The organism is Mycobacterium europaeum (assembly GCF_002102155.1).
Lineage (GTDB): Bacteria > Actinomycetota > Actinomycetes > Mycobacteriales > Mycobacteriaceae > Mycobacterium > Mycobacterium europaeum.
This window is the reverse complement of sequence record NZ_LQOU01000049.1, coordinates 1-11,619: the sequence shown is the minus strand read 5'-3', so window position 1 is coordinate 11,619 and position 11,619 is coordinate 1. Positions and strand designations below refer to the sequence as shown.

Genomic DNA, 11,619 nt, shown 5'->3' with positions numbered 1-11,619 from the left:
CCACCGCCGGCTTGGCCGCCGATGCCTGCGCCGGCGTCGCCGCCGACACCGAAGCCTCCGCCGACTTCGCCGCCGGCTTGGCCGCCGAAGCCGCCGCCGATGCCCGCGCCGGCGTCACCGCCGACACCGAAGCCGCCGCCGGCTTGGCCGCCGATGCCTGCGCCGGCGTCGCCGCCGACACCGAAACCTCCGCCGACTTCGCCGCCGGCTTGGCCGCCGAAGCCGCCGCCGATGCCCGCGCCGGCGTCGCCGCCGACACCGAAGCCACCGCCGGCTTGGCCGCCGATGCCTGCGCCGGCGTCGCCGCCGACACCGAAACCTCCGCCGACTTCGCCGCCGGCCTGGCCGCCGAAGCCGCCGCCGATACCCGCGCCGGCGTCACCGCCGACACCGAAGCCACCGCCGGCCTGGCCGCCGATGCCCGTGCCCGCTTCGCCACCGAGACCGAAGCCACCGCCGGCCTGGCCGCCGAGGCCCGCGCCCGCTTCGCCACCGAGACCGAAGCCTCCGCCGGCCTGGCCGCCGATGCCCGCGCCGGCGTCACCACCGAGACCGAAACCTCCGCCGGCTTGGCCGCCGAAGCCGCCGCCGATGCCCGCGCCCGCTTCACCACCGACACCGAAGCCTCCGCCGACTTCGCCGCCGGCCTGGCCGCCGAAGCCGCCGCCGATGCCCGCGCCCGCTTCGCCACCGAGACCGAAGCCACCGCCGGCCTGGCCGCCGAAGCCGCCACCGACACCGAAGCCACCGCCGGCTTCACCGCCGAAGCCCCCACCGACGCCGTAGCCAACCTGAGCGCCCAGCCCCACCGCGTCCGACAACCCTGCGCCGCCAGCCAAGCCGGCACCGACGTCGGCGCCGAGCCCAGCAGCAGCCTCACCGCCAGCCGCCGCAGAAACGTTCGAGGCCGCCGCGAGACCAAACTGACTGGCCACCGCCTGCTGCAGACCAACGATGGGGTCGCCGCCACCTAGTTGCAGCCCCGGCATCGCGCTGGCCGCCACGGAGGAGACCTGGGCGGGGGACACGTCAGCGAACCCGGCATCATTCAGCGCCTGGTGCGGAGAGGCAGCGAAGGCCCTGGCCGCGTCTTCGCTGCGGAACAGGTTAAGGATGTAGTCGATCAGAGAGCTCACGTCAGTGCCTTTCGATTGTGACTCGTTTGAGCCTTTGCCGGTGCTACGCCGACGTTCCGACACTCAAGCTAGGCGCTTCTTTCCAGGCCGGTAACGGGGCCGAATCCCCCAGTCGTTTGCGCCCTTGGCGGGATCACTCAGTCCATGCCGTTAGGGGATTAGGGGGTGGTTAGGGACAGGTGGAGCTTGGTCGGATAACCCCCCATCGACGACATTTGCCCACTTCAGGACCATAACGGCCGACAATTGCGGTCATCGCCCAAGTCGATAACGAATCGAAATCACCCGAAGTGTGGGTCGAATCCATGATGCTCATGTTCGACGGGGTGGCTGTCGGCCACGGGGTGATCCCATCCTTCCGGGCCGTGCATTCCGAATCCGCCGTCGTGGACCGGCTGATGAGGCATTTCGTCGGACGCAGCGATCGTCGCCGAGGGATCATGCGGCTGGAGTGGCGCCGGATTGGGATCTGTCCACGCGCCGTGGGCCTCGCCGCCGTCACCGGCCGGCGGGGCATCGATGACGTGGCCGGTCAGGCCGTGCCCATCGGCTGCCCCCGAATTTTGGGCCGGCGCGTGCGCCGGGAACGCGTCGAACGCGGCCGTGGCCGCACCGCTTGCCCACACATTGCCGTGCTCGGAGGCGCCGCCGGTACCGCCCGGAGTGGACATCGACAGCGAGTCCGACACCATCGGGATCAAATGATTCACATCGGCGCTGGTGACACCCGTCAGGTGCGCGTCGGCGATCGCTTGCGCAGGATCCGCCGCGTAGCGCGCGGCGGCTTGCGGGTCGCGCACGAGCGACATCACAAAGTCAAGCAATGCATTTGCCATGACACGCCTCCAGCGTGCGCTCCGTCACCATCAACGCCTACCCGCAGCCCAAAACCAGCCGTTTCCCGGAATGCTATCTGCCGATGGCACCGCCGTGATCGGTGTGCGCCCACCCTGCCCGGCCGCCGCGTTAGGGGATCCCCCATTAGGGGATCTCGGTGCCTACGGGGATTATGATGACCGGCACGGCGGGGGAGCGCTAGGGTAGGCAACGGCCGCCGACGCCAGTCACCCACATCGACGCAGGGACGTGCACTATGGGGAACTCGCTCGGGTTGGGCGCCGGGTCGCGTGCCTGGGAGCCGGACGCCGACGGCTCGGCGCGCCTCGGCCACCGGCCACCCGAGAACCACCTGCCCGACACGGCCACGGGCGCGAGGGTGCGCACCGATCACCGGTCGCCCACCCGCGCCACGCCCGAGTAGCCCCCACCGTGGCCAGTCCGGACATTGCGGCCTCCACCGAGGTCCCCCCCGACGCGCGTCGCATCGTCAACGCGCTGGCGGACGGCGCGCAAACCCCGGTCAAGGTCCTCGTCAGCGGGGGGGTCGGCACCGGAAAGACCACCGTCCTCGCCGCCGTTCGGGATGCCCTGCGCGGTGCCGGGGTGACGGTGCTGACGCGCCCCCCGCGCGACGGGGACCGACCGGACGCGGCGGTGGTCATCGATGACGCGCAGTTGTTAACCGACACCGAGCTGCTGGCGCTCGCTGAGCGCATCGCTGACCCCGCGGCGACGGTGGTGGTGGCCGCCGAACCGCGCGAGCAGCACACCGCGCTGCGGACGGTGGCCGCGGCCCTCGAACGGGAGTGGCCGCGCTTGTCGTTGGGTCCGCTGCCCGTCGCCGACCACTTCGTGGACAGCACCGCGGGGCTGCCGTTTTTGGTGCGGGCGGTGACCGAGACCGCGCAGGACCCATTGCAGGCGGCCAAGTTCGCGTTGATCGACCGGCTGCGCCGCCTCGACGAATCAACGTTGGACTCTCTGCTCATCGCGTCGTTGAGCCCCGGTTTGGGTGCCGCCGATGTCGCTGCGGCACTGGATATCTCGACGACCGAAGGGCTGCTGCTTGTCGACCGGGCGCGCGCCAGCGGGCTGATCGAGCCGTCGCACAGCCCGGGCTTTATCCGGTTGGTGCACGACGCCGTTGCTCAGCTCGTCGGCACCGCGCATCACCACCAAGTCGAGATCGCACTGTTGCGTTCCCAGCTCGCCATGTCCACGTTGTCACCGGACCTCGCGCTGCGTCTCGCCGAACACGGACTGCGAGACGCCGATCTGGCGAGTTCCCTGCGCCGCGCGGCGACCGAGGCCCGCGAGTCCGGCCGCGCCGCCCGGCTGTACCGGGCGGCGGTCGGCGCCGGCGCCGAAGGGCTGTCGCGCCGGCTGGCCGACGCCCTGGCCCTGACCGGAGACTGCGCGGGGGCGGCGGCCTTGGCCGATGATCTGCTGAGTTCGGCCGATGTTGCCGAACGTGCCGCCGCGGTGCGGGTGGCGGCCAGCGTCGCCGCCCACGACGGCCATGCGGGGCAGGCGGCCGAGTTGTTCGGCTGGCTGGGGCCTTACCCGGACCCGGTGGTGAGCGCCGCCGGCGCGATCACGCTGGCCGCGACGGGAGACCTCACGGCGGCGCGCGCTGCGCTGCGGGTCCCGGGACAGGGGCCGCCGACGGCTGCCGCGCGCGCCGCCCGCGGCCTCGCCGAAGGCCTCCTGATGAGCATGAATGAGCCGTACCCGGCCGCGGTGGCGAAGCTTGGGCAGGCGATCGCGGTGGGCGGATCGATCGGTGAAGTCATCCCCGATAGCCCGGCCGCGTTGGTTACCCTGGCGGCGCTGCACGGCGGCGATCCGGTGCGGGCGCGCAGCATCATCGGTCGCGCGGTGCGCACCGACGGTGACGGGTTCTTCGAGCGACGGCACCTGCTGCTGCTTGGCTGGACGAAGATGTGCGACGGCCAACTCGCCTCGGCCGGCGCTGACGCCGACGCCGCCTGCTCGGGTGCGGCCACCGACCTGCATCGGCGTGACGCGCTATGGGCGGCGACGCTGCGCACCGCGATCGCGCGTCGCAGCGGCGACACCGGCGCGCTGCACAAGCATTGGTATGCGGCGATGGAGGTGCTCGCCGAGTACTCCATCGACTTGTTCACCCTGCTGCCCTTGGGCGAATTGTGGGTCGCCGCGGCAAGGATGCGCCAGGTGGCCCGGCTGCGCCACACCCTCGATCTGGCATTCGGTTTGTTGGACTCGCTGGGCAACCCGGTCTTGTGGTCGGTGCCGCTGCACTGGGCAGGGGTGCACGCCGGAATCCTGACGGGTTCACCGGAATCCGTGGCCCCGCACGGGCGTGCCCTCACCGCGGCGGCCTCCGAGAGCGTCTTCGCCCAAGCGCTGGCGGGTGCCGGTCGTACCTGGCTGCGGGTGCTCGCCGACCAGGTCGACGCCGACGAGGTGACCATGGCCGCCCGCTCCCTGGCCCAGTTCGGGTTGACCTGGGATGCGACCCGCCTTGCCGGTCAAGCCGCGCTGCAGACGCCGGATGCCCGTGTATCGGGCGACATGCTGCAGCTCGCTCGCGATCTCAAGCTGGTCGCCGCGGTGGAGGAGACACCCGATGACGAGCCCGGGTCTGGCGCTCCGAAAACGACCCGACGGCCGCCGTCGGCCTCTCCGTTGTCCGCGCGGGAACGCGAAGTCGCCGAACTGCTTCTCCTGGGCTTGCCGTACCGCGACATCGGCCGTCAGCTGTTCATCTCAGCCAAGACCGTCGAACACCATGTGGCGCGGATCCGCCGCCGGCTCGGCGCCGGCTCGCGTTCCGAGATGTTGTCGATGCTGCGCGCAATATTGGCTTCATAGCGCTTCGACGCTCACCCGTGGTGGCGCAAACCCACGCCGCCGACCCGTGCGGGCGCTTGGTTTCGCGATCATCCGCCGCCGGCGGCAGCGCCACCACCACCGGCATCACCGCCGCCACCGGATTGCCACCAGCTATAGACACCGGAATAGGCACTCGTCGGGCACAGGTCCTCAGCCGCAGCAAGAACGAACTGAGCCGCCTGTTTGAGGGTCAGCGTCGGATAGGTCTTCTGCAGGGCCTTGGCCGCTTGAACACCGTCCAAGCCGCTGTTCCAGAGCTCGCCGCAAACCGTGTAACCGTTGTTCAATAGTGCCGGTTGCAATCCGGTGATCCCTGCCGCCTGCACGGCGGCCAAGAAGTCCTGAACTGGGTGATGTTTCTGCAGGGAGGTTTGCCACAGCTGCTGAACCTCCGCGATCTCGCCATCTTCGGGCGCGGGCGTGGCCGGGATCGGAATGAGGGCCGGTGGTATTGACTGGGTTGATGGCAACGGTGCCGCCGGGCTGGTCGGCAGGTGCGGGTCCCGACTCGACCACGGGTCTAGCGCGGCCCACCGGATCGGGAAATACAGGGCGACGCCGAGCGCTATGACTACAGGGATGACGATCGCCGTGCGCATCCCTGCCTTGGTCACCGTGCCGACCTGTGCGGCGGCCACCGACCCCATGGCGCACAGAACGACGGCAGAGATGGCGACCAGCCACAGACCCCATTCGATTTGAAGTCCGACAAGTCGGTGGCTGGTCGATGCCACGTTGACGATGTTGACGATCGCGGTGAGAAGACATGCGAGTCCGGCGATCGAGGCGATCCATGCCAACGGGGCCAGCCACCGCGTGCCGGACCCGATTCGTGCAAGGTTCAGCAAGGCGAACAACGCGATGCCGGCGACTGCCCCGAGGACAAAGGTGGTTTTCCCCTGCCACCACACGCTGGCCGTGGCGCCGTTCGCGGTGACCCAAGCACGGCTTGCCCATGGGCCGGCGCTGCCGACCATGATGCCCACGCTACCGGCGATGGCTGCGATCGCATTCGGGAGGTAGCACGGTGCCGCGCTCCGGGGCGGCCGAGACGGCGTGTGCTGAAAGGATTCCCGCGGGTTGCTGCTCGCCGCGCCACCGTCGTCGTGCATATTTTGTTGGTCTTCCAGAGCGGACATGCGCACTCCTCGGGAGCATCGGGTCCAAGCCCCTTGATATTTCGGTACTCAAACCGTGCGCGGACAGGGCTGTACGGCATCGACTATCGCTGCCCAGATCGCCAATTGTGAGGGCCAAAGGTCCCAGCCGCGGGATATTCCATCGGATTTACCGGGGCGTTTCGTTGCGCGACGTGTCGATGACGTGGTGCGAACCGTTCGTCAGCGTCGAAATCTCCTCGCCATAACCGATTTCGTCCTCGGTGGTGAAGAAGTTCGCGGTGTTGACGCTGAACCCAGCGTGTGGCCAACACCGGCGTCGTTGAGCCGGGCGGCCATGTCCGCCGGGCGCCTGCGGCGTGTTGGAGCTGGCGGTCAGCTCCGGGCTCGGCGGGTCGGCGTGCTGCGCGGCGCGCGTGGCCGCCGAGGTGGGATTGGTGTCAGACCGGCGCCTCGGCCAACGGATCGGCGTCACCGGCCAGCCGGATCGCCGGGCCGGGAGTGACCCCGCGGCGGTTCGGCTACAAGACTCACGGGGGCGACGGCCGCGACCATGAGGAGGGGGCGCTTGGTGTGGAGCCGATGACGGGAATCGAACCCGCGTATTCAGCTTGGGAAGCTGATGTTCTGCCATTGAACTACATCGGCGGTGTCGGCATCGAAGACTAGCATCGAAGAGCGGATCCGTCGGGCGAGTGGTGCGGCCGAACACCAACGGCCCAGCGCCGGTCCGGCCAAGGGTGCAAATGCACGTCGACGAAGAATGGCCGACTTCTGGCAAATTTCCGGACGATGTTTATTCTTTCGTGATCTTGTCGTAATGTGCCTGGGGTGGGTCGGCACAGATTAGCCAAGAAGCGGCGGAAATCGCCGCTCGTCCTGGCAGCGGCGCTGGCCCCGGCGGCGGCCTTCTTCGCGGCGGCGGGTGATGCCGGCCCATTCGTTCCCCGCCACGACCCCGTACCCGTTATTGGCGACACAGGCCCCTGCTGCCTCGAGATCGTGGCGGCAAAACCGGTGGCGATTGCGCTCGCGTCGGATGTGTCCCGCGGCGACGGCGCGGCCGAGCCCGTCGCCGCGTCGCGGTATCACACCAGGTCGCGGTTCCTGCCCGCCGGGCTCGCCCCGGAGCAGGGCCTGCAGGTGCGAACGATCCAGGTTTCCCGCAGCATCAGCGCCAACTTCCCCCAGATCCACGAAATGGGCGGAGTGCGACCGGATCCGCTGCCCTGGCATCCACTCGGTTTGGCGATCGACGTGATGATCCCGAACCCGCAGAGCGCCGACGGCATCGCCCTGGGCAACGAGATCGTCGCCTACGTGATGAAGAACGCCCGTCGCTTCGGGATCCAGGACGCGATCTGGCGCGGTGTCTACTACACGCCGGGCGGGGCGCAGCCGAGCCGGCTCGGCCACTACGACCACGTCCACGTCACGACCACCGGGGGCGGCTACCCCAGGGGTGGCGAAATGTATCTCGCCGACTGATCGCTCGACGGTGAGCAGCGGTTAGGCTCGTCGGGTGCTGCTCTCCGATCGAGACCTCAGGGCCGAAATCACCGCCGGCCGGGTGGGCATCGACCCGTACGACGACACCCTGGTGCAACCGTCCAGCATCGACGTACGCCTGGATTGCATGTTCCGGGTGTTCAACAACACCCGCTACACCCACATCGACCCCGCCAAGCAGCAGGATGAGCTCACGACGCTGGTCGAACCCGTCGACGGCGAGCCGTTCGTCCTGCACCCGGGGGAGTTCGTGCTGGGCTCCACGCTGGAGCTGTTCACCCTGCCCGAGGACCTCGCGGGCCGATTGGAAGGCAAGTCGTCGCTGGGCCGGCTTGGGCTGTTGACGCACTCGACCGCCGGTTTCATCGATCCCGGCTTCAGCGGTCACATCACCCTGGAGCTGTCCAACGTCGCCAACCTGCCGATCACGCTGTGGCCGGGCATGAAGATCGGCCAACTCTGCATCCTGCGGCTGACCAGTCCGGCCGAACATCCTTACGGCAGTTCGCAAGTAGGTTCGAAGTACCAGGGCCAGCGCGGACCCACGCCGTCGCGTTCCTATCAGAACTTCATAAGGACTACATAGGTTCCGCGGGGCACCCCCGCCCACGTTCTGCGCGATACTTAGTTAGCCATGGTTTTTTCCTCCGCCTAGCCGTGGTTCGTCGAGCAATACCTTTGGAGGGGTTGGTCTTGGATATCGTGCTCGGGGTGTCGATGGCACCGGCGTCGATCCAGATGGTCGTGCTGGAAGGCGAATACGCCGACGGAGCCACGGTGGAAGAGGACGTGTTCGACGTCGCCGCCGCCGACGAAGCGGCCACCGCGAGCGCTCCCGACCAGGTGCTTGCCGCCATCCTGGGCACCCGCGAGGGCGCGGCCGAGGCGGGGCTCGAGGTGTCGTCCATCGGCGTGACGTGGACCGACCAGCTCGAGGCGGCGGCGTTGCGCGACGCGCTGACCGCCCACCGGGTCGAGAATGTCATGTTGGTGCCGGCGTTTCTCGCCGCGACGGCATTGGCCCAAAACGTTGGCGGCGCAATGGGTTACGAGCGAACCGCCGTCATGTTCATCGAGCCCGACACCGCGACGCTGGCCGTTGTCGAGACTTCCGACGGCTCCATCCCCGACGTCTACAAGCAACCGATCTACGCCGAGTCGTACGACCAGGCCGCCGCGCAACTCGGCGGCATGATCGCCGGGCTGGAGAAGCTGGAAGCGGCGCCGGACGGCGTGCTGGTGGTGGGCTCAGGCATCGACGTCGCCCCCCTGAAACCTGCCCTGCAGACGGCGACTTCACTCGCGGTGAGCATGCCGGAGGAGCCGGAGACGGCGCTGGCCCGCGGCGCCGCCTTGGCGTCGGCCAACGCGCCGCTGTTCGCCTCGTCGACCGCCGCGCTGGCCTACGCCCAGGACCCCGGCACCGGTGCCGTCGGTCAGCACTCGCTGCCGGAATACCTTTACGTGCCATTCGGGCCGGAGGCCGGCGACGACGAGCTCGCCTACAGCGCGGTGCCCGACGAGGACTCCGACTCGCCGACCGTCGTGATCGAAAAGCTCTTCCTGCCCGAAGAGCGCGAACCGCGGCGCCGGCCGGCCCTGCTGATCGGGAGCGGCCTGGCTGTCGCCGGCATCAGCGCGGTGCTGGCGCTCGAGATCGCGCTGGCGATCGGCATCCGCACGACGGGCACCATCGCCCTGCAGCCCACCCCCGGGCAGCACCTCATCGTTCCGACGCAGGAGGCGCCGGCGCCCGCGCCCGTTAAGGCGTCGGCCCCGGCGCAGCGGATCAACCCACCGGTGCCGATGGCGGCGCCGATGCCGATGAATCCGCCGGCGGCTCCGCTGCCGGTACCGCCACCCGCCGCGCCTCCGATCCCCGCTGCCCCGATGCCCGCGCCGGTGGTGCCGGTGCCCGTCGTGGTCCCGCCGATCGCGCCGGTGATATTGCCGCCGGTCCACGTCGCGGTGCCCAACCCGGTCGTGAGCCCGCCGGTCATCCGGGTACCGCCGCCGCGCGTCTCGCCACCGCAGCCGGTGCTGCCCCAGCCGCCGGTGCGTCTCCCGCAACCACAGTCGCCGCCGTCGGTCGGCGGCACCCCGCAGTCGCCGCCTCATCAGGTGCCCCCAGGGCAAGGTTCGTCGCCGATCCCCGAGCACCCCGGCGGCTCCACCGGCGGCCATGTTCCGCCGCCCGGCTCGGGCACGGGCGGCACCAGCGGGCACGAACCGCCGCCGAGTTCGGGTTCGGGCGGTCTGGGTGGCGGGCATGTGTCGCCGCCGGGTGAGGGCGGTCTGGGTGGCGGGCATGTGTCCCCGCCGGGTGAGGGCGGTCTGGGTGGCGGGCATGTGTCGCCGCCGGGTGAGGGCGGTCTGGGTGGCGGGCATGTGTCCCCGCCGGGTGAGGGCGGTCTGGGTGGCGGGCATGTGTCGCCGCCGGGTGAGGGCGGTCTGGGTGGCGGGCATGTGTCCCCGCCGGGTGAGGGCGGTCTGGGTGGCGGGCATGTGTCGCCGCCGGGTGAGGGCGGTCTGGGTGGCGGGCATGTGTCCCCGCCGGGTGAGGGCGGTCTGGGTGGCGGGCACGTGTCCCCGCCGGGTGAGGGCGGTCTGGGTGGCGGGCATGTGTCGCCGCCGAGTTCGGGTCCGGGCGGCCTTGGCGGCGGGCACGTCCCGTCTCCCAGCTCCGGCGGCGGCCTCGGTGGCTTCGGCGGCGGCCTGGGCGGCTTCGGTGGTGGCCATGGCGGCGGACCCGTCGGCGGCCTCGGCGGCCTCGGTGGCTTCGGTGGTGGCCACGGCGGCGCTCCCGGGGGCGGCGGCTTCGGTGGCTTCGGTGGTGGCCACGGCGGAGGGCTGGGCGGTGGCGGCGGCTTCGGCGGTGGTGGCTTCGGTGGTGGCCACGGCGGCGGCGGTGGCGGCGGGCACAAGTAGCCCGCGATAAACGGGAACGCCACTCGGCGGCCTCGGCTGCCGGAGGCACTCAAGTTCGCGCGCTAGGGTGGCGAATCGGGGTGGGGTGCGGCCGAGATGGCTGCGAATGCACCCGGCCAATCCTGATGTGACGAAGCCCCCGCGGGCGTCGCTCGCACGGCACGGCAATCGATTTCGACGACTTGGAGGAGCGGTGGACGTCGTACTTGGCGTGTCTATGGCGCCTGAGACGGTCCGCATGGTGCTGGTGGAAGGGGAATCCGCCGGTGGCGTGACCGTCGACCAGGACGGCTTCCCCCTCGCCGGTCAGACGACGGCGGTTGCCGCGGCGGATCGCGTGGTCGCCGCGATTCTCGGCACCCGGGAGAGCGCGGCCCGGGGCGGCTATCAGCTGAAGTCGAGCGGAGTGACCTGGACCCATCCGGCCGAGGCCGCAGCGCTGCGAAACGCCTTGGCGGAACGCAAGATCGAGAACGTCATGCTGGTGTCGTCGGTCATGGCCGCCGCGGCGCTCGCTCAGGCGGCGGGCAGCGCGACCAACTGCGCGCGCACCGCACTGCTCTTCGTGGAGCCGAGCACGGCGACGCTGGCCGTTGTCGACACCGCCGACGGTTCGGTCGCCGACGTGCGTCGGCATCCGCTGCCCAGCAGTGACGAGGAAGCCCTGGCGAAGCTGGCCGCGATGGTCTCGAGCGCCGAATCGATGCGGGCCCGCCCGGACGGGCTGTTCCTCGTTGGCTCGGACGTCGACATCCCCTACATCAAGCCGGCGCTCGAGGCGGCGACCTCACTGTCGGTGACCACGCCCGAGGAACCCGAGATGGCGCTGGCGCGGGGCGCCTCGTTGGCGGCGGCCAACGCCAGGTTGGGCGCACCCTCGACGATCGCGATGCCCTACGTCGGAGATCCCTCGGCGGACGGTAGGGAGCTCGCCTACAGCGCCGAATCGGCCAACGGGGCGGGCCGGGGGACCGCCGTCGACCGCAAAACCGCGTCGGGCGAGCGACAGAACCGACGATCGGTGCTGGCCGTCGTCGCGGTGACCCTCGTGTTCGTCGGCGGCGTGGTCGCCCTGGCCATCGCCCTGGCCTTGAACATCCGGCCCCACGCGCCCCAGCGTCCCGACATCACCCAGAACGTCGTGGCCCCGGCCAAGCCGGCCAACCCGGCGCCGCCGCCGTCGGCCGTCCCACCGCCCCCGGCGTCGGCCC

General features: G+C 70.4%; 8 protein-coding genes, 1 tRNA gene and 3 pseudogenes. 7 read left to right on the top strand and 5 right to left on the bottom strand.

Going from position 1 to position 11,619, the window contains the following annotated elements; translation table 11 throughout:
- A pseudogene (locus tag AWC03_RS27980) lies at window positions 1-974 on the top strand (hypothetical protein); the annotation flags it as partial.
- Between the two features lie 21 nt (window positions 975-995).
- Here AWC03_RS27980 and AWC03_RS27975 read toward each other — a convergent pair.
- Both AWC03_RS27975 and AWC03_RS21815 read right to left on the bottom strand, forming a co-directional pair.
- Window positions 996-1,136 (bottom strand): annotated as a pseudogene (locus tag AWC03_RS27975) (IniB N-terminal domain-containing protein); the annotation flags it as partial.
- A 281-nt stretch (window positions 1,137-1,417) separates the two neighbouring features.
- A complete protein-coding gene (locus tag AWC03_RS21815; RefSeq protein WP_085242791.1) occupies window positions 1,418-1,972 on the bottom strand; it encodes an Rv0340 family IniB-related protein in 555 nt (184 codons plus the stop codon).
- 257 nt (window positions 1,973-2,229) lie between these two features.
- Between AWC03_RS21815 and AWC03_RS27325 the strand changes: the two genes are divergently transcribed.
- Together AWC03_RS27325 and iniR are read left to right on the top strand one after the other, a co-directional pair.
- Window positions 2,230-2,397 (top strand): hypothetical protein, encoded by a 168-nt coding sequence (locus AWC03_RS27325; RefSeq protein WP_158089994.1) that lies wholly within the window; start codon window positions 2,230-2,232, stop codon window positions 2,395-2,397.
- Between the two features lie 8 nt (window positions 2,398-2,405).
- Window positions 2,406-4,832, top strand: coding sequence for an isoniazid response ATPase/transcriptional regulator IniR (gene iniR / locus AWC03_RS21810; RefSeq protein ID WP_085242790.1), 2,427 nt, complete (start codon window positions 2,406-2,408; stop codon window positions 4,830-4,832).
- Window positions 4,833-4,900: 68 nt separating this feature from the next.
- On the opposite strand, the gene AWC03_RS21805 is transcribed toward iniR, so the two are convergent.
- The 3 genes and pseudogenes from AWC03_RS21805 to AWC03_RS21795 all read right to left on the bottom strand — a co-directional run bounded on the left by AWC03_RS21805 (window position 4,901) and on the right by AWC03_RS21795 (window position 6,619).
- On the bottom strand, window positions 4,901-5,992 hold the full coding sequence (locus tag AWC03_RS21805; protein WP_090420049.1) for a DUF732 domain-containing protein: 1,092 nt from the start codon (window positions 5,990-5,992) through the stop codon (window positions 4,901-4,903).
- 163 nt (window positions 5,993-6,155) lie between these two features.
- Window positions 6,156-6,310 (bottom strand): annotated as a pseudogene (locus AWC03_RS27530) (glycoside hydrolase family 6 protein); the annotation flags it as partial.
- Between the two features lie 235 nt (window positions 6,311-6,545).
- Window positions 6,546-6,619: transfer RNA gene (locus AWC03_RS21795), tRNA-Gly, on the bottom strand.
- A gap of 183 nt (window positions 6,620-6,802) precedes the next feature.
- On the opposite strand from AWC03_RS21795, the gene AWC03_RS21790 reads away from it, so the two are divergent.
- The 4 genes from AWC03_RS21790 to AWC03_RS21775 all read left to right on the top strand — a co-directional run.
- Window positions 6,803-7,459, top strand: coding sequence for a VldE C-terminal domain-containing protein (locus AWC03_RS21790; protein ID WP_085242787.1), 657 nt, complete (start codon window positions 6,803-6,805; stop codon window positions 7,457-7,459).
- Between the two features lie 34 nt (window positions 7,460-7,493).
- Window positions 7,494-8,066, top strand: a complete 573-nt coding sequence (gene dcd / locus AWC03_RS21785; RefSeq protein ID WP_085242786.1) for a dCTP deaminase — start codon at window positions 7,494-7,496, stop codon at window positions 8,064-8,066.
- Window positions 8,067-8,197: 131 nt separating this feature from the next.
- Window positions 8,198-10,408 (top strand): DUF7159 family protein, encoded by a 2,211-nt coding sequence (locus AWC03_RS21780; protein WP_249025935.1) that lies wholly within the window; start codon window positions 8,198-8,200, stop codon window positions 10,406-10,408.
- Window positions 10,409-10,601: 193 nt separating this feature from the next.
- A partial coding sequence (locus AWC03_RS21775; RefSeq protein ID WP_085242793.1) for a DUF7159 family protein occupies window positions 10,602-11,619 on the top strand: 1,018 nt, incomplete at its 3' end.